Source organism: Cohnella sp. 56 (genome assembly GCF_037963805.1).
Lineage (GTDB): Bacteria > Bacillota > Bacilli > Paenibacillales > Paenibacillaceae > Cohnella.
The window spans coordinates 19,256-43,387 of record NZ_JAZDQE010000023.1; the positions used below are offsets into that span (position 1 = coordinate 19,256).

At 61.5% G+C, this 24,132-nt stretch carries 16 protein-coding genes and 5 tRNA genes; 19 read left to right on the forward strand and 2 right to left on the reverse strand.

Features of this window, described 5'->3' with window-relative positions:
* Positions 1-104: 104 nt before the first annotated feature.
* The 5 genes from VQ071_RS26720 to VQ071_RS26740 all read left to right on the forward strand — a co-directional run bounded on the left by VQ071_RS26720 (position 105) and on the right by VQ071_RS26740 (position 565).
* Positions 105-179, forward strand: a tRNA-Gly gene (locus VQ071_RS26720).
* Between the two features lie 6 nt (positions 180-185).
* Positions 186-262, forward strand: a tRNA-Arg gene (locus VQ071_RS26725).
* Between the two features lie 14 nt (positions 263-276).
* Positions 277-353 (forward strand) — tRNA-Pro (locus VQ071_RS26730).
* An 8-nt stretch (positions 354-361) separates the two neighbouring features.
* Positions 362-435 (forward strand) — tRNA-Gly (locus tag VQ071_RS26735).
* Positions 436-490: 55 nt separating this feature from the next.
* Positions 491-565 (forward strand) — tRNA-Gly (locus tag VQ071_RS26740).
* Positions 566-726: 161 nt separating this feature from the next.
* On the opposite strand, the gene VQ071_RS26745 is transcribed toward VQ071_RS26740, so the two are convergent.
* Positions 727-1,440: a GntR family transcriptional regulator gene (locus VQ071_RS26745; RefSeq protein ID WP_340517586.1), complete on the reverse strand. Its 714-nt coding sequence runs from the start codon at positions 1,438-1,440 to the stop codon at positions 727-729.
* 450 nt (positions 1,441-1,890) lie between these two features.
* Here VQ071_RS26745 and VQ071_RS26750 point away from each other — a divergent pair, with 450 nt between their 5' ends.
* The 7 genes from VQ071_RS26750 (at position 1,891) to VQ071_RS26780 (ending at position 12,072) form a co-directional block, all read left to right on the forward strand.
* The gene (locus VQ071_RS26750) at positions 1,891-3,249 is read left to right on the forward strand and encodes an ABC transporter substrate-binding protein (protein WP_340517589.1); all 1,359 of its coding nucleotides are present in this window, start codon (positions 1,891-1,893) and stop codon (positions 3,247-3,249) included.
* Between the two features lie 15 nt (positions 3,250-3,264).
* Entirely contained in the window at positions 3,265-4,194 is a 930-nt protein-coding gene (locus tag VQ071_RS26755; protein ID WP_340517591.1) for a carbohydrate ABC transporter permease, read from the forward strand.
* 15 nt (positions 4,195-4,209) lie between these two features.
* Positions 4,210-5,139: a carbohydrate ABC transporter permease gene (locus VQ071_RS26760; protein ID WP_340517592.1), complete on the forward strand. Its 930-nt coding sequence runs from the start codon at positions 4,210-4,212 to the stop codon at positions 5,137-5,139.
* 57 nt (positions 5,140-5,196) lie between these two features.
* Positions 5,197-6,525 (forward strand): 6-phospho-beta-glucosidase, encoded by a 1,329-nt coding sequence (locus VQ071_RS26765; RefSeq protein ID WP_340517593.1) that lies wholly within the window; start codon positions 5,197-5,199, stop codon positions 6,523-6,525.
* The gene (nagB, locus tag VQ071_RS26770) at positions 6,522-7,319 is read left to right on the forward strand and encodes a glucosamine-6-phosphate deaminase (protein WP_340517595.1); all 798 of its coding nucleotides are present in this window, start codon (positions 6,522-6,524) and stop codon (positions 7,317-7,319) included. The genes VQ071_RS26765 and nagB overlap by 4 nt, the downstream gene beginning before the upstream one ends.
* Positions 7,320-7,416: 97 nt before the next feature.
* Positions 7,417-9,504, forward strand: a complete 2,088-nt coding sequence (locus VQ071_RS26775) for an S-layer homology domain-containing protein (protein ID WP_340517597.1) — start codon at positions 7,417-7,419, stop codon at positions 9,502-9,504.
* 12 nt (positions 9,505-9,516) lie between these two features.
* Positions 9,517-12,072 carry a hypothetical protein gene (locus VQ071_RS26780; protein WP_340517598.1) on the forward strand — a complete coding sequence of 852 codons (2,556 nt, stop codon included), beginning with the start codon at positions 9,517-9,519 and terminating at the stop codon, positions 12,070-12,072.
* Between the two features lie 89 nt (positions 12,073-12,161).
* Here the strand turns inward: VQ071_RS26780 and VQ071_RS26785 are convergent, their stop codons facing one another.
* Positions 12,162-12,896, reverse strand: a complete 735-nt coding sequence (locus tag VQ071_RS26785) for a class I SAM-dependent methyltransferase (protein ID WP_340517599.1) — start codon at positions 12,894-12,896, stop codon at positions 12,162-12,164.
* A gap of 256 nt (positions 12,897-13,152) precedes the next feature.
* Here VQ071_RS26785 and ppc point away from each other — a divergent pair, with 256 nt between their 5' ends.
* The 7 genes from ppc to glmS all read left to right on the forward strand — a co-directional run bounded on the left by ppc (position 13,153) and on the right by glmS (position 23,869).
* The gene (gene ppc / locus VQ071_RS26790; RefSeq protein ID WP_340517601.1) at positions 13,153-15,948 is read left to right on the forward strand and encodes a phosphoenolpyruvate carboxylase; all 2,796 of its coding nucleotides are present in this window, start codon (positions 13,153-13,155) and stop codon (positions 15,946-15,948) included.
* Positions 15,949-16,203: 255 nt separating this feature from the next.
* Entirely contained in the window at positions 16,204-16,761 is a 558-nt protein-coding gene (gene sigW, locus VQ071_RS26795) for an RNA polymerase sigma factor SigW (RefSeq protein WP_340517661.1), read from the forward strand.
* Between the two features lie 159 nt (positions 16,762-16,920).
* Positions 16,921-17,529 carry a zf-HC2 domain-containing protein gene (locus VQ071_RS26800; RefSeq protein WP_340517603.1) on the forward strand — a complete coding sequence of 203 codons (609 nt, stop codon included), beginning with the start codon at positions 16,921-16,923 and terminating at the stop codon, positions 17,527-17,529.
* A 173-nt stretch (positions 17,530-17,702) separates the two neighbouring features.
* Positions 17,703-18,548 (forward strand): diadenylate cyclase CdaA, encoded by an 846-nt coding sequence (gene cdaA, locus VQ071_RS26805; RefSeq protein ID WP_340517605.1) that lies wholly within the window; start codon positions 17,703-17,705, stop codon positions 18,546-18,548.
* On the forward strand, positions 18,541-19,935 hold the full coding sequence (locus VQ071_RS26810) for a CdaR family protein (RefSeq protein WP_340517607.1): 1,395 nt from the start codon (positions 18,541-18,543) through the stop codon (positions 19,933-19,935). The genes cdaA and VQ071_RS26810 overlap by 8 nt, the downstream gene beginning before the upstream one ends.
* Before the next feature lie 146 nt (positions 19,936-20,081).
* Positions 20,082-21,422, forward strand: coding sequence for a phosphoglucosamine mutase (glmM, locus tag VQ071_RS26815; protein ID WP_340517609.1), 1,341 nt, complete (start codon positions 20,082-20,084; stop codon positions 21,420-21,422).
* A gap of 614 nt (positions 21,423-22,036) precedes the next feature.
* Positions 22,037-23,869 (forward strand): glutamine--fructose-6-phosphate transaminase (isomerizing), encoded by a 1,833-nt coding sequence (glmS, locus tag VQ071_RS26820; RefSeq protein WP_340517610.1) that lies wholly within the window; start codon positions 22,037-22,039, stop codon positions 23,867-23,869.
* The last annotated feature ends 263 nt before the right edge of the window (positions 23,870-24,132 follow it).

Here is a 24,132-nt window from a genome sequence, read left to right on the forward strand (position 1 = left end):
AACAGCTTGCAATCTGTCCCGAAAATTGCTATTATAAAAAAGTCGCTTTTGGAGGTAAGGGTTGCGAGTGACCGCAGCAAATTCCCCAAGCACACCGTACTTACGCGGAAATAGCTCAGTGGTAGAGCATCTCGTTGCCAACGAGAAGGTCGCGGGTTCGAATCCCGTTTTCCGCTCCATGATATGCGCCCTTAGCTCAGCTGGATAGAGCGTCAGACTACGAATCTGAAGGCCGGGAGTTCGAATCTCTCAGGGCGCGCCACTTTTTATTCATAACGGGACGTAGCTCAGCTTGGTAGAGCACCTGGTTTGGGACCAGGGGGTCGCATGTTCGAATCGTGTCGTCCCGACCATTTGTTGCGCGGGTGTAGTTCAATGGTAGAACCTCAGCCTTCCAAGCTGATGGCGTGGGTTCGATTCCCATCACCCGCTCCAACATCACCTGCAAGCATCAGCCTTGCCATCAAGGCTTTTTATTTTGACTACATATGCGGAAATAGCTCAGTGGTAGAGCATCTCGTTGCCAACGAGAAGGTCGCGGGTTCGAATCCCGTTTTCCGCTCCATAACGAATCCGATATCCGCCGCATGGCGGATTTTTTTGTTTTTCCATGCCCGGCCGTTACCGGACCGGGCGCGGCTGCTCCTCGCGAGAGGAGAAATGCCGCGTCCAGGGGAACGCAGCGCTACCTGAACTGCGTCTCTATATGGCTCCGGCCGCCCGGCTTCAGTAGAACCGCTCGATTGTGAAGTTGGGGAAGTCCCCGCGGAAGATGCCGTAGTTGTATTCGAGCGGCGTGTTGTCCGTCAGATAGGTGATGGTCTGTACCTCGAAGCAGGGCGAGCCCTCGGGGATGTTCAGCAGCTTGGCGGCCTGCTTGTCCGCGAGCACGGGCTTCAGCTTCTCGACGGAACGATGAATGTGCAGCTGGTAGCGGGTCTGGATGAGCGAGAACAGGGAGCCCTCGTCGTGATTGAGCGCCAGACCGGGAGCGAGGCTCCAGGGAATATAGGAGGTCTCGTAGATGAGCGGTTCGCTGTCGGCGTACCGCAGGCGCACGAGCTTGGTGACAGGCGATTCGAGCGGGATGCCGAGCACGCCGGCCAGCGGCGAGTCCGCGGGTACGACGACCGCCTCGAGCACCTTGTTGCTCGGCTTTTTGCCCTGGGCGCTGATATCCTCGGAAAAGCTTCGCGTCGCGAGCAGCTGCAGCTCCTTGCGTTTGACGAAGGTCCCGCTCCCCTGGATTCGCTCGAGGATGCCTTCCCTCTCCAGCTCCTGAAGCGCGTATCGTACGGTCGTGCGGCTCACTTGGTACTGATCGCACAGCTCCGACTCCGTTGGCAATCGATCCCCCACCTTGTACTCCTCGGATTGAATTTGAAGCAGCAGCTTCTCCTTCAGCATCGCGTAAAGGGGATTATGTTGTTTCTTTGTCATTACAAATTACCTCCACTAAGTGCAACTGCCAACATTCATCATTATAAATGTATTCGTCATATTTGTGAATCGAATCCTGTTATCCGTGTATTTTCGCTATGTTTTTCTCGATTTTATTATAAAGACAACGCTTGCTATCTTTGATAACTGTCCAATGCACACAAAAATTTTTTAGGTGATTGACAAAGGTAATAACAAATAATAACATGTACTTAATTCATTATTACCATTTAGAGACGAGGGGATAACGAAGGTACGAATTAACTGGCGGTGCAAAGGTTGGAAGAACATCCGATGATTGTTTGCGCAGCGCGCGGCGGATGCCGCAGCAAGCAAGATCGGGAGGGCGCTTCCGCTGACAGTAGAGCTACGAACAAAAGAAAGCGTTGCCAAAAACAGGCATGTCATCGTATTATCCGCAACGAATTTCAGACAGGGAGGTCATACGTTTTGCTAAACAAACATTCCTGGCCCAAATGGGCCGCACCGGTTCTCTTATCCGCAGCGATGCTGTCGGCCTGCGGCGTGACGCCGTCCGCCAAATCGGACGCGTCGCCGTCCACTTCGTCGGCCTCCGCCGGCGCTCAGGCAGAGATGGATTGGTCCAAGCTCGGAGACGGCTCGCAGAAGGGCAAGAAAATTACGGTGCTGATGGTCGATACCGACGGACGCGTCGCTCAAATGGCGAAAAAGTTTACTGAAGAAACGGGCATTGAAGTGAACTTCATGGGCGTCGATTACAACTCGCTGTTCGGCAAGATCACGACGGCCTCGCTGTCCAGCTCCTCCGACATTGACATTATCGAGATGGATACGATCTGGGGCGGTCAGTTCTACGAAGGCAAGATCGCGGCGGACTTGACGAACGTCATGCCCAAGGAGACGCTCGCGAACTACACGCAATCCTCGGTCGATTCGGTCATCTACAACGGCCACGTGCTCGCCATTCCTTATTACTCGAGCAGCAAGCATCTGTACTGGAACAAAAAACTGCTCGCCGACGCGGGCTACAATGCACCGCCGAAGACATGGGACGAATTCCGCGAGATGTCCAAGAAGCTGACCAAAAACGGCGTCTACGGATCGGCTTGGTCCTGGAAGCAGGCGGAGTCGCTCAACATCGACTTCGATACGATCGTCGCGGCGTTCGGCGGCGAGCTGCTGGACGACCAAGGCAAGCTGCACGTCAATTCGTCCGAAGCCGTACAGGCGCTCACCTATATGACGGATCTGCTGCATACCGACAAGACGGTCGATCCCTCCAGCCTGCAATGGACGGAGGACGACGTGAAGAACGCCTTCTCCGCAGGCAAGATCGCGATGATGATCAACTGGGAGGGCATGTATCCGGACCTGAACAATGCGGAAATGTCGCAGGTGGTCGGACAGACCGATGTCGGCCTGATTCCGGGACAGGGAGCTGTCAAGTCGACCGCCGTCTCCGGCTCGGAAGGCATCGGCATCATGCAGAGCAGCAAAAACAAGCAGGCCGCGCTGGAGTTCGTCAAGTGGATCGGAGAGAAGGGCTTCCAGCTGGATAACTTCAAGGAAATGGGCATCTATCCGTCGCTGAAGAGCCTGTACGAGGACCCTGACATGATCGCCGCGGATACGACGGAGACGCTGGGCAAGATCGTCGAGCAGTTCCAGTACGGCTCCAATCGTCCGAATGCGCCGGGCTATGTCGAGTGGGCCGACATTCAATCCAACGAGATCTACAATGCGCTCGTGAAAAACAAAACGCCGCAGCAGGCGCTGGACGACGCGGCCGCCAAGATCGACCAGGCGATACAGCGCGCGGCCAAATAGCAAGGGGGAGCAGGAGTGGCTGAGCCGAACGCGGCACCCAAGAGAAAACGAGCGAAATTCACGCCCGCCATGCGACACGATGCGCTGCTGGCCTATGTGCTGCTGGTGCCGACCATTTACATTTTGTTCCGCATCTTTATCGTGCCGATCTTCCAATCCTCCGTGTGGAGTCTCTACAAGTACAACCTGATGGACGGCTCGGACCCGAAGCCCGTGGGCCTTGGCAACTATGCCGACATCTTCAAGCTGCAAGACTTCTGGACGTCGATGGGGAACACCGTGTACTTCACGGTATTCTCCGTCGCGGCCGAGCTGGCGATCGGGTTTTTCGCGGCGCTGCTGCTGAACCACGCGTTCAAGGGCCGGCTGCTATTCAGAGGGATGATCATGATCCCGTGGGCGATGCTGACGCTCGTCAGCGGCCTGCTGTGGAACTGGATCTACCAGCCGGGCTACGGCGCGCTGACAGTCGTGCTGCACAATCTGCATCTGCTGCCGGATTCGTCCAACCCGCTCTGGCTGTCCAGCTCGACCAAGGTCGTCACGTTCTCGGCGATCGCGGACATCTGGAAGATGACGCCGTTCATGACGCTGCTGCTGCTGGCAGGCTTGCAGCACATTCCGCATTCGCTGTACGAGGCGGCCGTGATCGACGGGGCGGGCTTCTGGAAAAAGCTTCGGCATATTACCGTGCCGCAGCTGCTGCCTACGGCGATCGTCGCGGTCATCCTGCGCATCATCGGGGCATACCGGGTGTACGACATCCTCACGGTATTCACGGGCGACGCGAAGACTTCGACCTCGTATCTGACGTACAACTATGCCTTCCGCTACTTCTATCTCGGCAAGGCGTCGGCGATGGCCTGGGTATCCACGCTGCTCATCCTGATCCTCGTCATCGTCTACATGGTGCTGCTGAAGCGCAACCAAGATTCTCACCTTTAAGGAGCCGAGCAACGTATGGAATCGACTAACCGCGGCGCCGGCATCCGGCGCTGGTTCACCAGGCCCCTCGACGGCGATCTGATGCCGCCGTTCTACCTGTGGCTGGGCATCGCCTTGCTGACGCTGTTCACGATGGGACCGTTCGTCTACCTGCTGACCAGCTCGCTCAGCTTGACCCGCGATCTGCTGTCCGGACATCTGCTGCCGCATGCGCCGACCTGGCTCAACTACAGGCATCTGCTGGCAGGTACGGTCGGCAGCGATTTCTTCCACGCGCTCCGCAACAGCTTCACTGTGAGCGCGCTCACGACGGTGCTGACGATCGTCGTCGGCACGCTGGGCGGCTATGCGCTGGCCAGACTCAAGTTCCCGCTGCGCGTCACGCTGCTGTTCATCATTCTGGCGATGCAGCTGCTGCCGTCGATCAGCATCATCGTCCCGCTGTACGTCATGATGCGGGACGGCATCGACTTCAGCATCCCGTTCACCGGCATCGGCTGGCATACGCCGCCGCTGCTCGATACGAATGCGGCGCTGATCGCCGCCAATCTTTCCTTTTCCCTGCCGTATGCGGCCTGGCTGCTGTCGGGCTATCTGCAGAGCGTGTCGCGGGAGCTGGAGGAGGCCGCATACATCGACGGCTGCGGCAGGCTCGGCACGATGGTGCGCATCCTCGTACCGCTGGCGATGCCCGGCATCGCGGCGACCGCGATCTTCACGTTCCTCAACTGCTGGGACGAATTCATATACGCCAATGCATTCACCCAGACCGTCGCTTCGAAGACGCTGCCGATCGTCGTGCGGGAGTTCATCGGCAAGCACAGCATCGACTGGGGCCTCATGACGGCCGGAGGCGTCGTCGCCTCGCTGCCGCCGGTCATCATCTCGCTCGTGCTCTACCGTTATATCGTGAGCGGCCTGTCGGCCGGCGGCGTCAAGGAATAAGCCGGCAGCGGCAGCGGCCGCGGGAAGCAAGTCAGCAACATGAAGGAGCGTAATTGTATGACCAGACAACATCTGAAGGTGGCCGTCATCGGAGGCGGCTCCTCCTATACACCTGAACTGATCGACGGCATTTTGCGGTACCACGACGAATTCCCGGTTCGGGAGCTCGTGCTGGCGGACATCGAGGCGGGTGCGGAAAAGCTGGCGATCGTAGCCGATCTGGCCCGCCGCATGATCGATCGCAGCGGCAAGGAGATCGCGCTGCGCACGACGCTGGACCGCCGGGAGGCGATCGCCGGAGCGGACTTCGTCACGACGCAGCTGAGGGTCGGCATGCTCGAGGCGAGATCGCTCGACGAGAAAATCCCGCTGTCGCATGGCCTGATCGGGCAGGAGACGACGGGCGCGGGCGGCTTCGCCAAGGCGCTGCGGACCGTGCCGGTCATCCTGGACATCTGCCGGGACATGGAGGAGCTGGCGCCGGACGCCTTCCTCGTCAACTTCACCAATCCGGCGGGGCTCGTCACGGAGGCGGTGCTCAAGCACTCGCGCATCAGGACCGTCGGGCTGTGCAATCTCCCGATCGACACCAAGATGCAGATCGCGGCGCTGTACGGCGTGGAGCCGGAGCGGGTGTTCATCGAGATGGCGGGCATCAATCATCTGCACTGGACGACACGGGTGCTGCTGGACGGCGAGGATATCACGGATGCGTTCTTGAAGACGCTCGGCTCGGGCAAAGGGCTGACGGTCAAAAACGTCCCCGATCTGGAGTGGGACGCGGCATTCATCACCTCGCTCGGCGCGCTGCCGTGCTCGTATCACCGCTACTACTATATGAAAAACGAAATGCTGGCCGAGCTGGCGGCCGACTTCGAGCGCACGGGCAGAACCCGCGCGGACGAGGTCAAGGCGGTCGAGGCCGAGCTGTTCGACATCTATCGCCGTCCCGAGGTGACGGAGAAGCCGAAGCAGCTGGAGAAAAGAGGCGGCGCCTACTACTCCGAGGCTGCGGTGCGGCTCATGAAGTCGATCTACACGGACAAGGGCGACATCCAGGTCGTCAATGTGAGAAACGGCGGCATCATCTCCTGCCTGCCCGACGACGCCTCGATCGAGGTCAACTGCGTGATCAAGGCGGACGGCGCACATCCGCTGCAGCTCGCCGCGCCGCTGTCTCCGCAAATTCGCGGGCTGCTGCAGCTCGTCAAGTCGTACGAGGAATTGACGATCGAAGCAGCCGTGCGCGGCGACCGCCATGCCGCGCTGCAGGCGCTCACGGTGCACCCGCTCGTCGGCGACGCCGCGCTGGCGAAGGCGGTGCTCGCCGATATTCTGGAGGCGAACGCAGCCTACCTGCCGCAATTCGCGGCCCTGGTGCCGTGAGGGCGGCGGCGAATGCGGCGGACGTGGCCGAAGGACGGTTCGTGCAGGGGGTGTGCGTCAAGGTGCTGCCGTCTGCCGCAGCGGCGGAGCGGCATGTCGCGGCGCTATTCGCAGAGCAGCTGCGGCGCAAACCGGACAGTGTGCTGGGGCTGGCGACCGGCGGGACGCCGGTCGGCGTCTACCGGGCGCTGGTCGCGGCGCATCGGGCGGGGGAAGCGGATCTCGGCCGGGCGCGGACGTTCAATCTGGACGAGTATGCGGGACTGGCGCCCGACCATCCGCAGAGCTATGCCGCTTATATGAGGCAGCATCTGTTCGACCACGTTAACCTGCCGCCGGAGCGGACGCATCTGCCCGACGGGGGCGTGGCGGATGCCGCAGTCGCCTGCAGATTGTACGATGCGCTCTACCGCCATTACGGACCGGCGGACCTGCAGCTGCTCGGCATCGGGCTGAACGGCCATATCGGCTTCAACGAGCCGGGCTTCGCTCCCGCTCCGGGCGGCACGCATGTCGTGCGGCTGGACGAATCGACCCGTCAGGCCAACGCCAGGTTTTTCGGCGCAGGAGAGACGGTGCCCGAATACGCGCTGACGATGAGCGCGGGGCGGATTATGCAAGCCAGGTCCATCGTGCTGCTGGCCACGGGCGCGGCCAAGGCGGCGATCGTCGCCCGGGCGCTCGAGGGGCCGATCGGCACGGACTGTCCGGCGTCGCTGCTGCAGCTGCATCCGGATGCGACGGTTGTCCTCGATCGTGAGGCCGCCGGCGAGCTGGCGCCCGAGAGGGGCTGATCGGCCGGCGGCGCGGCGTCGGAGCGGGCGGGGGAGCAAGGCGAAGGGATCTAGAAGCATCAGCGTAGTTCAAACAATCAACCGAGGAGGCTCTCAAATGGGCAAAAGGTGGAAGCAAGGCACAGCGCTGCTGTCGGCGTCGGCGCTGATGGCGCTCGGACAAGGCGCGGGCGCGTATGCCGCGACGTCGGCGGAGACGATACCGGCCTGGGCATCGGCCGAGATTCAGACATGGCAGGGACTTGGGCTGCTGAAAGGCGATCAGAACGGGCTCATCCGGCCGAACGGAGCCGTGACGCGGGCCGAGCTGGCCGCGATGCTGAACCGCATATACGGATACGAAGCCGGCGGTGCGGCGTCATTCGCTGACGTGCCGGCGCAGGCCTGGTATGCGGCGGATATCGCGAAGGTCGCGGCGGCGGGTATCATGCAGGGCGATGCGGCGGGCAACGCGACGCCGCTGGCCAACGTGACCCGCGAGCAGGCGGCCGTCATGCTGGGCCGGGCGCTGCATCTGGGCGCGGCTTCGTCGGCCGGCGCATTCTCCGACGAAGGCCAGATCGCCGCCTGGGCGAAGGATGCGGTACATGCGCTGCAGGAAGCGGGCTACATAACGGGGACGCCTGCGGGCGAGTTCCAGCCCAAGAAAAGTCTGACCCGCGCCGAAGCGGTCAAAATGCTGAATGGGGCGATGGGGACGCTGATCGCCGACGGCGCCGCGCACGAGGGCGTGTCCGGCGGCAACCTGACCGTGAACAAGCCGGGAGCGAAGCTGTCGGGCTTGAACCTGACGGGCAGCCTGTACATCGCACCGGGCGTCGGCGACGGCGAAGTGGCGATCGAAGGCTCGAACGTCGGCGGCACGGTCTACGTGCTTGGCGGCGGCGCGCATACGGTCGTGCTGAAGAATACGAAGGCGGCGCGTCTTGTCGTGGACAAGGCAAGCGGCGAGATCCGGGTCAAGCTCGAGGGCGATACGAACATCGCGAGCGTCGAGTTCGCATCGGGCGGCGAGCTGGACAACGGGTCCAAGCAGCCGATCGGCCTCGTCACGATCAAGGCGAAGCCATCGGACACGGTGCACTGGAAGGGCGACGCGACGGAGCTGACATTCGCTTCGGGCCAGTCGTTCCAGGGCGGGGCGGGTCATATCTCGAAGTTTACGGCAGTCTCCGGCTTGAAGAACGCGAAGATCGAGCTCGCGTCGGGTTTCCAACTGGATACGTTCACGGCTAACGGCCCTGTACAGGTGACTGGCGACGGGCAGATCACGACGGCGGTCATCAATGCGGAAGGCGTCGTGCTGGCCAAGGCGCCGCTGCTGCTGACGCTGAATGCGTCGAGCGCCCAAGTCGCCGGCGAGACCAAATCGGGCGGCGGCACGGGCAATACGACGGGAAGCAACGGCAATAACAACGGCAATAACAATGGCAACAACAGTGGCAATAACGGCGGTGAGAATGGCGGCAACAATGGTGGCAACAACGGTGGTGAGAATGGCGGCAACAATGGTGGCAACAACGGCGGTGAGAACGGCGGCAACAATGGTGGCAACAACGGTGGTGAGAATGGCGGCAATAACGGCGGTGAGAACGGCGGCAACAATGGTGGCAATAACGGTGGCAATAACGGCGGTGAGAATGGCGGCAACAACGGTGGCAACAACGGCGGTGAGAATGGCGGCAACAATGGTGGCAACAACGGCGGCGAGAACGGTGGCAACAATGGCGGCAACAACGGCGGCGAAACGGATCTGAGCACGAAGCTGTACAGCTACGCGGAAGCGTCCGCCAAGCTGGGCAGCACGACGGCCGAGGTGCAGGTGAAGCAGTATATCGCGTTCTTGCAGGACCCGAGCTACAAGCCGAGCGTAGCCAACAAGGCGACCGCGATGCCGAACTTCACGAACGCAACGACCTTCGTTAATTCTTCCTTTAACGTGAAGCCTTCGATCTTCGCTTCGCTCCGCGGCGTCAATACTTCTGTGCTGGATGCGTCCCGTAAGTTCCTATGGCTCGGGACGAATGCCGGTGTGACGCGCGTCCGCCTCACGGACAACGAGATGACGTCTTATACGCTGGCAAGCGGCGATCTGAAGGACGACAAGGTGCTTCTCCTGATCTCGGACGGCAAGACGGGCGTCTATGCAATCACCGGGACCGGCGTGTCCCACATTCAAAAATAAGGAAGGTGCCCCATGGCGAATAAACAGCTTAGCAAATGGATGACGGGCGCGCTGACCGCGACGCTGGCCGCCGCGATCGCCGTCCCGTCCGCAAGCGCGAACGTCGCGCTCCCGGGAGCGAAGTTCGCACCGGTTCAGCTCCAGTCCGCAGCGACGAAAAACGTCACCTATTTTAAGAAAGACGATGCTTCCATTCCCGCTTCGATCGAATGGACGACCGCCACGGACATTCCGTTCCTGCCCGGCGCCGTGACAGGCGATGTCACCGCGGCGTTCAAGGACAAGGACAACGTCTACTGGATCGGCACGGAGACGGGCTTGCAGCGCGTGGACTTCACGGAATCCGACGCGCGGGACATCGTTCAATACTTCGCGGGTCCACGGTATCTCTACGGCGGCGACGATCGCGTGCAGGCGCTCGCTTCCGACGGAGCGGGCGGCGTATGGGTTAGAAATGCAAGCGGCGTCACGCATATCGCAATGCCCAAAATGACGATGCTCGAGCGGACTTCCGTCTACGAGAAGCTCGTCAAGGCCGTCAACGACCGCCGCGGCATGGCTTCGGGCGCCTCGTTCACTTTCTCGGACAGCGCCAATACGAGCGTGGACTACAGCTCTCCGACAGGCACCTTCACGGGTTCGCCGGCGACGAGCGACAATGACGGCCTGTGGACGACGATGTACGCGATCGGCGAGATTTTCCGCTACCGCACGCTGAAGGACGAAGCGGGTTCGAGCCCGACGGCGCAGCAGCAAGCGGATATCGCAGCCGCGAAGGCGGACGCGCTCCGCGCTTCCAAGGCGGTGCTCCTGCTGGACTACGTGTCCGGCCGCGGCAACGGTTTCCCCGCCCGCTCCTACATGCTGACCAGCGAGGGTCTCGCCAAGACGACGGACGGCACCGACTACGGCTTCCAGAGCCAGAACGGCCTCTGGTTCCATACGATGGTCGGCGACAATGCCGTTAACCCGAATCCGATCATACCGAGCATGCGGCAGGCAGGCAAGACGCCGATCGGCTACGGCCTCGTGCGTGTCACCAAGGACGCCGAGAGCAAGAAGGGCGACACATTGTTCCCGTCCGGCGGCTCGGACGTCATGAACTACAATGGCTTCGGTCTGAGCCAGGAGGCGATCGACGCGCTGAATGCGACCCGTCCGGACGGGCAGAAGCTCGGCATCGATATCAAGACCTCCGTCGCCAAAAACGTCTATCAGGTGCTGCCCGTCATCACCGCCAAGACGAACAATGCGAACGCTGCGGAAGACAAGACGACGACGGCTTCGAACAAGCCGCTGTTCCAGCTGACCGTGCCGGTCTACGAGCGGATCCCGACCTTCTTCAACGATCTGTTCCCGGCCAGCGCCATCGGCAGCGACGGTTATATCGACCAGAATCAAATTGTGTACAAAGCCGATACCTCCTCGGATGAAGTCGACGGACATTACGCACTCTTTTTCACCGCCTACCGATATCTGTGCGACGATACGTCCGATCCGGAGCTGGCCGAGTTCAAGCGTCTGACCGCCGAGGCGGCCGACCGGATGACGAATCTCATTCTGAAGGACGATCATTATTACATCGAGGACGCGACGGGCAAGTCGACCCAATGGTCGAGATGGCTGTCCAAGTACTTCAACGACAGTCTGTCCGTCATGGAAAAGCAGGCGCTGTGGACGCAGCATATCGGCGTGGACGAGAACGGCGACGACGCACTGTCCTATGGCTATGAGGACGGTCCGCTGAACGCGCTCGAGATCATGTCCATGCTCAAGACGGCGATCACGGTGACCGCAGAGGCGTACCCGCAGGATCAGGCCAAGTTCAAGGCGGCCTACGATCTCGTGTACGACGGCGATTACAGCAAGGAAGAGCCGTTCGTCAACGGCAAGGGCTACATCAATATGGCGCTGGACTATCAGGAGCGCAGGCTCGTGCGCCAGGCGAACAACGCCTACGGCATCAACAACAACAGTCCCGTTACGTATGAAGCGCCGGGCTACACGGGCGACCGCGAGGACGACTCCAACATCAACGCAACCCTGCACGGCGACTGGACGCAGTATATCAACTACTCGGACGAAGAGCTCGGCTGGTTCCCGGTCTACGAATTGATTCTGCAAGAAGAGGACCCGGCGCGGAAGGCGCAGATCGTAGCGGCCTATGACCAGTGGTACGAGAACGAGAAGCGCGAGGAAAATCCGTTCTACACGTTCCTGTACCAGATGGCGCATCCGGAGGATACGACCGTCGATCTGACGTCGGCTGTCCGCTTCCTGTACCGCATGCCGCTGTACCGGATCGAATTCGCCGCCCAGTACGACCGTCAGGACGTCCTCTACATCGAGCCGGGCGACCGCGACAAGTTCAAGCAGACGAACTATGCGCTCGCGCCGGACGAACGGAAGATCATCAAGAACAACAACAATCCGTTCGCCCAGTTCGATGCGCCGTATGCCGCGAACCCGAACTACGATTATTATCGCGGCAGCATGGACACGTCCGCCGTATTCACGCTTCCTTATTGGATGGGCCGGTACTTCGGCATCATCAAGGAAGCGAAGTAGCGCACAGCATGTCAAACGGGATGTGGCAGATTCTTGATCTGCCGCATCCCGTTTTTGTGTTCTATTCGGTTAATCGCGCAGGTCCGGCTTTATTCGTAGACGCGGTGCCACATGCCGGCAAACTCCGGGATGGTCCGCGAACCGCTCGCGGCGACCTTGTCCCCCGTCTCGTCGCCGAAGAAGAAACGGGACAGGCTCTCCGCCTCGGCGGCGTCCGCGAACGTGTAGTCGAACGGGAAGCACTCATGGGCGAAGCCGTGGACCTGCTCGAGCGCACTATAATATGGAAGCAAAAAAGCGGGCGGATTCGGCCGGGCGAACCCGGTGCCCATCGTCTCGAATATAATGGCTGTGCCGCCAGGACGCAGCACGCGGCGAATCTCGGCCAGGATGGCGGCGAGCGCCGAGCCGTCGGGATCGGTCTCCGCGCCGGCCGAGTAGGCGATGCTCCAGCCGGAGACGAGCAGGTCGGCGCTGGCATCCGCGGCGGGGATGCACAGGTGGGTGCCGACGGCGGTCCGCCAGTTGCTGCGGCCGTCGGCCGTCAGTCTGCCTGCCGCGATCTCCAGCATGGCGGGCGAACGGTCGACCGCGAGCACGCTGCGCGCCGCCGCTGCGAGCGGCACCGTCAGGCGGCCGCTGCCGGCGCCGAGATCGACGACGTCGAGCCCGGCAAGCGGGCGGACCGAATTCATGCGCGCGCCGAGCTCCGGCTGGGCGGCGATCAGCCTGTCGTAGCGCGCGGCCTCGCTGCGGTAGATCTCGTCGTGATTCGGCTCGGAGGGGTGCCGCTCGGATGAAGGCGATGAGGGAGAAGTGGACATTCGGTTCGCTCCTTTGGTTCATATATCCATATTGTACACGGCCCTGAGTGATGGGGATAGCGCGAAGCCTGTCCGGTTGTGCGGCAGGAGGCATCATTCGCTTCGTGGACGTCCGGCGCCCTGTTTCCGTGCAACCCGATCTGTGTACAACTATTTTTAGCGGGGCGGATATGGAGGGGCAGATTTTATAAGTCATTTGTAGTATGATGTTTGAAGATTGTTTAGCGTTGCAAGTCATGATTTTGAGGTGAATGGGATGACAGAAATGGCTACGGCCAGCCGCTCCTCGACCAACCATTTGCTGCGCCGGGACGTGCGATTCCTGGGCAACATCTTGGGCGAAGTGCTGGTGCATCAGGGCGGCCGCGAGCTGCTCGACCACGTTGAGAAGATCCGGGAGACGAGCAAGGCGCTGCGCGCCGAATTCGTGCCCGAGCTGTACGAGGAATTCGTCAATACGATTACCGGACTGGAGCCGGGCGTGCGCCACCAGGTAATCCGCGCGTTCGCGATTTACTTCCAGCTCGTGAATATCGCCGAACAGAACCACCGCATCCGCCGCAAGCGCGACTACGAGCGCTCCGCGGGCGAGGCGGTCCAGCCGGGCTCCATCGAGAGCGCGATTGTGGAGCTCAAGGACAAGAACCTGCCGCTGGACGAGGTGCAGGAGCTGCTGTCCGGCATCTCCCTCGAGCTGGTCATGACCGCACACCCGACGGAGGCGATGCGCCGGGCCGTCCTGGATGTGCACAAGCGCATCGCCAATGAGATGATGGAGCTCGACAACCCGTCTCTCACCTACCGCGAGCGCGAGCGTCTGCGGGAGCAGCTTCGCAACGAGGTGCTCACCCTCTGGCAGACCGACGAGCTGCGCGACCGCAAGCCCACCGTCATCGACGAAGTGCGCAACGGCATGTACTTTTTCCACGAGACGCTGTTCAATGTGCTGCCGGACGTCTACGACGAACTGGAGCGCTGTCTGGCGAAGTACTATCCCGAGCAAAAGTGGCATGTGCCGACCTACCTGCGCTTCGGCACCTGGATCGGCGGCGACCGCGACGGCAACCCGTCCGTGACCGCGGACGTGACCTGGCGCACGCTCAATATGCAGCGCAACCTGGTCATCCACAAGTACGAGACGCTGCTGAAGGGGCTCATGCGCAAGATGAGCTTCAGCACGACGATCGTCGAGGTGAAGCCGGAGCTGCTCGAGTCGATCGCCGAGGAGCGCGATACCGTCGAGCTGCACTCCGTCGACCGCTGGACCAACGATCACGAGCCTTACCGCATCAAGATTACCTATATGATCCAGAAGCTGCAGAACATGCGCGAGGACAAGTACAAGGGAACTGCGCAGCGCTACCACCAGGTGTCGGAGTTCATCGCCGACCTGCAGCTGATCGACCGCAGCCTGCGGCATCATTATGCCGACTTCGTGGCCGATACGTACGTGAAGAAGCTGATTCGGCAAGTCGAGCTGTTCGGCTTCTATCTGGCTGCGCTGGACGTGCGCCAGCACTCCCAGGAGCACGAGAACGCGATGTCCGAGGTGCTGGCCCAGGCCGGCGTCACCGATCGCTACGCCGCGCTGAGCGAGGAAGAGAAGATCGAGCTGCTGCACCGCTTGCTGTCCGACTCCCGTCCGCTGCTCCACGAGAATGCTGCGCTGAGCGAGGGCACGAAGGAATGCCTCAACGTGTACCGCACGATCTATCGCGCGCAGGAGGAATTCGGCGAAGGCTGCATCACGACGTACCTCATCAGCATGACGCGGGGCGCGAGCGACCTGCTCGAGGTCATGGTGTTCGCCAAGGAAGCGGGATTGTTCCGCCGTACGCCGGACGGCAACGTCGTCTGTACGCTGCAGTCCGCGCCGTTGTTCGAGACGATCGACGACCTGCATGCGGCGCCGTCCATCATGAAGACGCTGTTCGAGCTGCCGGTATACCGCGAAGCGGTCAGGGCGCGCGGAGATATGCACGAGATCATGCTCGGCTACTCCGACAGCAACAAGGACGGCGGCATGGTGACGGCGAACTGGGAGCTGCGCCTCGCGCTCAACGGCATTACCGAGACGGCGAGCGAGTACGGCGTGAAGCTCAAGTTTTTCCATGGCCGGGGCGGAGCGCTCGGACGCGGCGGCATGCCGCTGAACCGCAGCATACTCGCGCAGCCGCCGCATACGATCGGCGCCGGCATCAAGATCACCGAGCAGGGCGAGGTGCTGACGTCCCGCTATTCGATGGAGGGCATCGCTTACCGCAGCCTCGAGCAGGCGACGAGCGCGCTCGTCAAGGCGGCGTACCTGGCGCGGCATCCGTCCAAGGATAAGTCGGGAGACGACGCGCAGTGGCAGGAGATTCTCCCGTCCATCTCGGAGACGGCGCAGACCAAGTATCAGGATCTGATCTTCCGCGATCCGGGCTTCATGACCTTCTTCAAGGAATCGACGCCGCTGTCCGAGGTCGGCGAGCTGAACATCGGCTCCCGCCCGTCCAAGCGCAAGAACAGCGAGCGCTTCGAGGACCTGCGCGCGATCCCGTGGGTGTTCGCCTGGACGCAGAGCCGCTATCTGCTGCCGGCCTGGTACGCCGCAGGCACCGCGTTCGAGCAGTACGTCGCAGGCGATCCGATGAAGCTGGATACGCTGCGCCGGATGTACAAGGAATACTCGTTCTTCGCGACGCTCGTCGACAATCTGCAGATGGCGCTGGCCAAGGCGGATCTGCTGATCGCGCGGCAGTATGCCGGCATGATCAAGGACGAGGAGATCCGCACGCGGATCTTCACGCTCGTCGAAGAAGAGTACGACCGCACCAAGCGGATGCTGCTGGAGATTACCGGCCAGGACGAGATCCTCGACAATGTGCCGGTCATCCAGGAGTCGATTCGTCTGCGCAATCCGTACGTCGATCCCCTCAGCTATTTGCAGGTGCAGCTGCTGGCCGAGCTCAGACAGCACCGGGAGAGCGGCGAGGACGACACGGAGCTGCTGCGCGAGGTGCTCCTCACGATCAACGGCATTGCCGCCGGCCTGCGCAATACGGGCTGATCGAAGACGCTGCCATAACCATGCGAAGAGTCCGGGCGCGATGCCCGGGCTCTTTTTGCGAATCTGGCCGGCAGCGAGTGCTTCTTGCTTTTTTGATACATGTGCATTACCATTTTCTTGATCGCATTCAAGCGAAGGGTCTTCCCGACCCGGCCGAGTCCAGGCGGCGGCCAGCGGGCTGTCGTGTACGCGGGCAAGCGCTGCGCGGACGGCCGGGCGACCGGCGAAGAAGGTGGGGTTGACACGTTGAAGCCAATGGAGACGCGACTTGCGAAGCTCGCCCGCAAGGGGGATCAGCGCGCGTTCGCGGAGATTGTGGAGTTGTACAAGGACAAGCTGTATCATCTGGCTTACCGGATGATGAATAACCGCCAGGAGGCGGAGGACGTCGTACAGGAGTGCTTCCTGCGCGTCTACCGCAATCTGGACCGGTACGACGAGAATCAGAAGTTCTCGACGTGGATCTACCGGATCGCGACCAATCTGTGCATCGACCGGCTGCGCAAGCGGCGCCCGATCTACTCGCTGGACGCGGAGTCGTCGGAGCACGAGGGACTCGACGGCTACGCGATGCTGCCGAGCGACGACCGTACGCCGGAGAGCGAGTTGCTGCTGTCGGAGACGCAGCGGATCATTCGCGATGCGATCGATACGCTGCCCGTGAAGTACAAGTCGGTGATGGTGCTGCGTTATCTTCAGGATATGTCGCTGCAGGAGATCTCGGACGTGATGGACATGCCGGTGACGACGATCAAGACGCGGGTCCACCGGGGCCGGGAGTTTCTGCGCAAGAAGCTCGAGCACAAGCTGTAACGGACAGCCGGGGGCCGTATATGAGCGGTCGGAGCGTGTCCCGAGTGACGCGGCCTATTTTTAAGCGAATTATGAAACCGCCCCGAAGCGGACGCGTACAGTATAGAAGCATTCGCTATGGAGGCGCTATGTTCTCCTGTGCAGAAAGGGATGGCTATCATGAAGTGCAACGATGCCGCAAAGTTGATGCATGCGTATCTCGACGGGGATCTGGCCCGGGACGAAGCCGTGCAGCTGCAGCAACATCTCCGCGAATGTTCGGCCTGCGAGGCGCGCTATTCGGCGCTCGAGCGGACCGAAGCTCTGATATATGCCCAGCCGGTGCCGGCTGCGCCGTCCCACCTGACCGACGCCATCATGAGCGCGCTGCCCAAGAAGCGCAGTCCCCGGGCCTGGACGTCCTGGGTACAGCGGCATCCGGCGGCCTCGGCTGCGGCGATCTTCCTCGTCGTCATGCTGACGAGCTTCGTCGCGATGTGGAATCAGGACGACCAGCTGAGTCTGAGCGGCGACCTGTCGCATGTCGTGATCGAAGGCAACAAGGTCATCGTGCCCGCCGGACAGAAGGTCGAGGGCGACCTGACGATCAAAAACGGCGAAGCCGAGGTGCTCGGCGAAGTCGAGGGCAATCTGACGGTGATCGACGGCAATGTGACGCTGGCGTCGACCGCGCACATCGCAGGCAAGGTGAAGACGGTAGACCGGGCGCTCGATTGGGCCTGGTACAAGCTGACGACGTGGTTCGACACGGTGGCCTACGGGACATGACGCGGGCCGGCCCGGGCCGCGCGAACGCATAGCCTCTCTGGACATCGGGGAGGTTTTTTTGTATTCTAAACAGGATTTAGAAGTTCGTTTATAGAAAACAATATATACATATCCTAAGCGCAATCTGACAAGATTCGGGAAAACCGATCGAGACGCCAGACGGGGGGTGCGTCTTGGATTACTTCGAGAATATAACGGTGTGGGGCGCGGTCAAGGACGCAGCCGACATCCTCATCGTCAGCTATCTGATATACAGAATGATCCTGCTCGTCCGCGGCACGAAGGCGGTGCAGCTGCTCAAGGGCATCCTGCTGCTCGTCATCACGTGGGCGCTCAGCACCTGGCTTAACCTTTATACGCTCAAATGGGTGATGAACCAGCTGTTTCCTTTCGGAGTCGTGACGATTCTGATCATCTTCCAGCCGGAGCTGCGCAGGGCGCTCGAGCAGTTGGGACGGGGCACCCTGTTCAGCCGTTCCTCGCTGGAGGAGCAGGATATCAGCCATCCGATCAACGAGGTCATCAAGGCCGTGCAGTATCTGGCCCGGCGCAAGATCGGCGCGCTCATCGTGTTCGAACGCAGGACGGGACTCGGCGATTATATCGAGACCGGCATCAAGATGAAGTCGGCCATCAGCTCCGAGCTGCTCATCAATATCTTCATCCCGAACACGCCGCTCCACGACGGCGCAGTCATCCTGCGGGAGAGCGAGATTATGGCCGCTGGCTGCTATCTGCCGCTGTCGGAGAATCCGTTCATCTCCAAGGAGCTGGGCACGCGGCACCGCGCCGCGATCGGCATCAGCGAGGTGTGCGACGCGATCTCCGTCGTCGTCTCCGAGGAGACGGGACATGTGTCGCTCGCGCTGAACGGGCAGATCGTGCGGGACATCAAGGAGGAATCGTTGATCTCCAAGCTGTTCGACGAGCTGCGCCAGACGAAGCCGAAAAAGGCGCGCCGGAGCTGGAGCCGCAAGTGGCCGTTCTGGACGCGGAAGGACGGTGACGGTCATGGATAAGTGGCTGAGCCGCCCCAATGTCGTGCGCATCCTGTCGCTCGCGCTCGGCATCCTGCTGTGGACGATCGTGCACTTCGATCCGGACTCCACGCCGAATACGGTCGCTTCGGGCGAAGAGACGCGCACGTTTAACGACGTGAAGGTTCAGGTGCTAGGGCTGGACGAGCACAACTATGTACTCAAAAGCGTGGACCCGGCCAAGGTCAAGCTGATCGTACGGGGAACGCCCAGTGATCTGCTGGCCGCCAAGATGGGGGACGGCTATCTCGTCCAGGCGGACCTGAGCAACGTCCGGGCCGGATCGCATACGATAACGCTGAGGACGGATCTGCCGAGGAGCATTCAGACGATTCGAATCGAACCCGCGACGGTTAATGTTGTCGTGGAGGAGCTGCAGACCAAGGAATTCGAGGTCCAGGTCACGCCTACGGGCACGCCCAAGGAAGGCTACAAGGCGGGCACGCCGATCCTGCGTCCGACGAACCGCGTCCATGTGACGCTGCCGGCCAGCGAGATGGACCGCGTCGATCATGTCGGCGCTTCGATCTCCGTCGACGGCGCCGACAAGACGCTCAAGGACAAGAGCGTGAAGCTCGTCGCCTACGACGGCTCCAACAAGCCGATCGAGAAGGCCGTAGTCGATCCGGCCGTGCTCGAGGTCGAGGTGCCGATCACGAATCCGTTCAAGCTGGTGCCGATCCAGCTCAAGCTGACCGGGCGGCTGCCTGCGGGGCTCAGCATCGCGGGACTCAGTCCGAGCGTGGAGCAGGCGACGATCTACGGGCCGCAGGCGGAGCTCGACAAGATCGACTTCGTCGAAGCCGATGTCGATATGACGTCGCTGACGAAGTCGGGCAAGGTGGAGATCCCGCTGAACAAGGCATCGCAGATCACCGAGGTGTCGCCGGCGACGATCACGGTCGACGTGCAGGTGGTGCTCACGCAGACGCGGACGATCCAGGGACTGCCGGTAACGGTGAGCGGACTGGGCGGCGGATTGGAGATGAAGATCACCGATCCGGCGAGCGGGCAAGTGGATATTACGTTCAAGGGTGCGCCGGCTGTGCTCGACAAGCTCCAGCCGGGAGACGTGAGCGTCGAAGCGGATGTGACGGGGCGCGGCCCGGGCGTGTATTCGATCCCGCTCAACGTGAATTCGCCGCGCTTCGTCGATCAGAGCGGCGGGCGGACGGCGATCATGGTGGAGATCACCGCGATCGCGGCAGAGCCGCCGCCGGGCGCTACGCCGGACGAGGCGGCATCAGGCAGCGCGATCGAGCCGAGCGGCAGCGAGCCGCCGGACGCTGAGGGCACGACGGGCACGGGCAGTCCGTCGCCTTCGCCGACGCCAAGCGGGTCAGCTACGCCGCAGGCGGACGGCGGTTAGTGCGGTCCGAGCCTCGCTGCCGGGCTTGCGGCGGGCTGCGTGTGGATGGCCGGCATGCTGCTGGCCTGTGTGACGGCGGCCTTATGGACCGCTGCGGCGGTACGCGACGGCAACGAAACGAGAAATGAAGGAGCAAATCGGACATTATGGGGAAATATTTCGGAACGGACGGCGTGCGGGGCGTAGCCAACCTGGAGCTCACCGCAGAGCTTGCTTATAAGATCGGCCGCTGCGGCGGCTATGTGCTGGCAGGGGGCGCGCAGCGCCCGAAGGTCATCATCGGTATGGACACGCGCGTATCGGGCGCGATGCTGGAAAATGCGCTGGCGGCGGGGCTGCTGTCGATCGGCGCGGACGTCATCCGCCTCGGCGTCGTGAGCACGCCGGCGGTCGCTTATCTGACGCGTACGCTGGGCGCCGACGCGGGCGTCATGATCTCGGCGTCGCACAATCCGGTGCAGGATAACGGCATTAAATTTTTTGGCGGCGACGGGTTCAAGCTGCTGGATGAGAAGGAAGCGGAGATCGAGCGGCTGCTGGACGCCGAGGAGGATACGCTGCCGCGCCCGGTCGGCAAGGATCTGGGCACGGTGACGACGGATCTGGCGCTCAAGCGGATGTATGTCGATTACCTGAAGCTGACGGTGAAGCATTCGTTCGCAGGGCTCAAGGTCGTGCTGGACTGCGCGCACGGGGCGGCCTACGAGCTGGCGCCGACGATCTTCCGCGAGCTGGGCGCAGAGGTCGTCACGATGGGCGCGGAGCCCAACGGCCTCAACATCAACGACGGCGTCGGATCGACGCATCCGGATAAGCTGGCGGCGAAGGTGCGGGAGCTGGGCGCGGACCTGGGTCTTGCCTTCGACGGCGATGCGGATCGCCTCATCGCCATCGACGAGTCCGGCGATGAGGTCGACGGCGATTATGTGCTGCTCATCTGCGGCGAAGCGCTGCGCGGGCGCGGGCGGCTCAAGCACGACACGGTCGTGACGACGGTCATGGCGAACATCGGCTTCTTCAAGGCGGCGGATAAGCTCGGTCTGACGACGGCGAAGACAGCCGTGGGCGACCGCTACGTCATGGAGGAGATGGTGCGCGGCGGGTACAACCTCGGCGGCGAGCAGTCCGGCCACGTTATTTTCCTCGACCACAATACGACGGGAGACGGCATCCTCACGGGCCTGCAGCTGGTCGACACGATTGTCGCTTCGGGCAAGAAGCTCGGTGAGCTCAAGCAGGTGATGCGCAAATATCCGCAAGTGCTCGTCAATGTACGCGTCGCCGACAAGTCGAAGTATGAGGGCAACGCTGCGATCGCGGCTGCCGTCGAAGCGGCGGAGTCGGCACTGGGCGACAATGGCCGCATTCTCGTGCGTCCATCCGGCACGGAATCGCTTATTCGCGTCATGGCCGAGGGGCCGGACAAGGCGGAGATCGAGGCTCATGTCGAGTCGATCGCGTCCGTGATCCGCACGGAGCTCGTTTAATTGACAGCATGAGTGACGCCCGGTGTCGACGATGCCGGGTGTTGTCATTTCCTGGGCAATACCGTCTTTTTGCGGAAATGTCGCAAATGGGGTTGCACCGTATTTTCAAAACGAATATGATGGGGTAGATTGTCGTAGGCCGAACGGAGAGAATTGCCATTCAAGAAGGAAAGGCAGGGTCGAGGTTAATCGGGCTTCACAAGCGCCAGAACTTGTCTGCGGTCGTGCGGCAAGTTGACGAGGTGGAGGTGTTCGGATGATCGGCGGGGACCTCCCGGCCCAATCGAGGCCGTCAGCCGGAAGACAAATCGCTCAGGGCAACCGGGCGCACAATATTCCGGCACGATAAAGCGAATCACACGGAATCATACTATAGCGGAATGTCCGGCGAACCGGAGCACGGGGACCTCGACATGTCGTGGATATAGGGTGCTGCGGCTCCGGCCGATCGCATCAGGCTGTCCGGACTCCTGCGGGGAGTCTCGGGCCGAATGCGACGGCTGCGGGTCGATGCAGGCATACCCTCTGGTTGTCCGCGGTCTGCTATAGGCATGCGGCAGCCTGACCGGCTCCGGTACATCGTCGGACGATGGCCGAAGCGGAGGATATATTATATGTGCGGAATTGTTGGTTATATCGGATTCAGAGAGTCCCAGCCGATCCTGATCGAAGGGCTCAAGAAGCTGGAATACCGTGGCTACGACTCGGCGGGCATCGCCGTGCATACGGAGCGCGGTCTGGAAGTGACCAAGGCGGTCGGACGTCTGGTCAATCTGGAAAATCGTCTGACAGGCGACCCGTTGTGCGGCACGATCGGCATCGGGCATACGCGCTGGGCGACGCACGGCAAGCCGTCGGATGCGAACTCGCATCCGCATACGGACAACTCGCTCAAATTTTCGGTCGTGCACAACGGCATCATCGAGAACTACCTGGAGCTGAAGGAAGAGTTGATGCTCGCGGGGCATCGCTTCCTGTCGGAGACGGATACGGAGGTCATCTCGCATCTTATCGCCGTCGAGTACGAAGGCGACATCGTGAAGGCCGTGCAGAAGGCCGTCCGCAAGATGCGCGGCGCGTTCGCGCTGGGCGTGCTGACGGAGCATGAGCCGGACCGCCTGGTGGCGGTGCGCTATGCGAGCCCCCTCATCATCGGCGTCGGCGAGGGCGAGAAGTTCATCGCTTCGGACATTCCGGCGATCCTCGAGTATACGCGGGACATCTATATCCTCGAGGACGGCGAGATGGCCGTGCTCACGCGCGATGGCGTGGAGCTGCTGACGGTCGAAGGGAATCCGGTCGCGAAGGAAGTCTTCCGCGTGAACTGGGATCTGATGACGGCGGAAAAGGGCGGCTACGATCACTTCATGCTGAAGGAGATCTACGAGCAGCCGCGCGCGTACCGCGACACGATGCGCGGACGCATCAGCGAGGACGGACGCTCGGTCGTGCTGCCCGAGCTGTCGATCACGGCCGAACAGCTGCGTGCGGTGAGCCGCGTGCACATCGTCGCATGCGGTACGGCGATGCATGCCGGCATGGTCGGCAAGACGGTCATCGAGCGGCTGGCGCGCATTCCGGTCGAGGTGGACGTCGCGTCCGAGTATCGCTACCGCTCGCCGATCATCACCAAGGACACGCTCGTCATCGTCGTGAGCCAGTCCGGCGAGACGGCCGATACGCTGGCCGCGCTCCGCGAAGCCAAGCGCTGCGGCGCACGCGTGCTCGCGATCACCAACGTCGTCGGCAGCTCGGTCGCGCGCGAGGCGGATGATGTCATCATCACGCTGGCAGGCCCAGAAATCGCCGTTGCATCGACCAAGGCTTACTCGACGATGCTGATCGCGTTCTACCTGCTCGGCTTGTATATGGCCCAGACGCTGGGTACGCAGGATGCGTCCGAGATCGCGGGGGTGCTGGCTGCGATGGATTCGCTGCCGGAGCAGGTCGAGCGTATCCTCGGCCAGGCCGAGACGATCAAGGGCATCGCCGAGTCGATCGCCAAGTCGAGCAGCCTGTTCTTCATCGGCCGCGGCATCGACTACGCCGTCGCGCTCGAAGGCTCGCTCAAGCTCAAGGAGATCTCGTACATTCACTCCGAAGCATATGCCGCAGGCGAGCTCAAGCACGGCACGCTGGCGCTGATCGAGGACGGCGTTCCCGTCATCGCACTGCTCACGCAGGAGGACCTGTTCGAGAAGACCGTTAGCAACATTAAGGAAGTGAAGGCGCGCGGCGCCGAGGTGCTCGGCCTCGTGAACGAGGGCCATGAGGCAGAGTCGGCGAAGTCCGTCGACCGCCAATTCGCCATCCCGCGCACGCTGCCGCTGCTGACGCCGGCTCTGTCGGTCATCCCGCTGCAGCTGCTGTCGTACTACGCCTCGCTGGCGCTCGGCCATGACGTGGATAAGCCGCGGAATTTGGCGAAGAGCGTGACGGTGGAGTAAGCGGTAGGCGAGTGGGGGAAGTTGATTCATTACATTAAAGTGTTGTCCTGATCGGAAAAATTAAAAAAGATTAGTTCTATATACATCATGGGCCGTCCGGCAGAATATGGACGGCCTCATTTTATTTAAAGGAGCTAATATGATAAACATAGGGGATATTGAAAGTACAGAAGCGAAAGCTATTAATTCAAGCACTTGGCTGTAGTTCTCCGACATGGCATCGGTAAAAACGGAAGATGAAGAAGCTTGAGGAAGCGAGGAAG

Coding starts and splice junctions, on each gene's coding strand:
- VQ071_RS26745 (WP_340517586.1), bottom strand. CDS start 1,440: ATGACAAAGAAACAACATAATCCCCTTTACGCGATGCTGAAGGAGAAG.
- VQ071_RS26760 (WP_340517592.1), top strand. CDS start 4,210: ATGGAATCGACTAACCGCGGCGCCGGCATCCGGCGCTGGTTCACCAGG.
- VQ071_RS26765 (WP_340517593.1), top strand. CDS start 5,197: ATGACCAGACAACATCTGAAGGTGGCCGTCATCGGAGGCGGCTCCTCC.
- VQ071_RS26775 (WP_340517597.1), top strand. CDS start 7,417: ATGGGCAAAAGGTGGAAGCAAGGCACAGCGCTGCTGTCGGCGTCGGCG.
- VQ071_RS26780 (WP_340517598.1), top strand. CDS start 9,517: ATGGCGAATAAACAGCTTAGCAAATGGATGACGGGCGCGCTGACCGCG.
- VQ071_RS26785 (WP_340517599.1), bottom strand. CDS start 12,896: ATGTCCACTTCTCCCTCATCGCCTTCATCCGAGCGGCACCCCTCCGAG.
- ppc (WP_340517601.1), top strand. CDS start 13,153: ATGACAGAAATGGCTACGGCCAGCCGCTCCTCGACCAACCATTTGCTG.
- sigW (WP_340517661.1), top strand. CDS start 16,204: ATGGAGACGCGACTTGCGAAGCTCGCCCGCAAGGGGGATCAGCGCGCG.
- VQ071_RS26800 (WP_340517603.1), top strand. CDS start 16,921: ATGAAGTGCAACGATGCCGCAAAGTTGATGCATGCGTATCTCGACGGG.
- VQ071_RS26810 (WP_340517607.1), top strand. CDS start 18,541: ATGGATAAGTGGCTGAGCCGCCCCAATGTCGTGCGCATCCTGTCGCTC.
- glmM (WP_340517609.1), top strand. CDS start 20,082: ATGGGGAAATATTTCGGAACGGACGGCGTGCGGGGCGTAGCCAACCTG.
- glmS (WP_340517610.1), top strand. CDS start 22,037: ATGTGCGGAATTGTTGGTTATATCGGATTCAGAGAGTCCCAGCCGATC.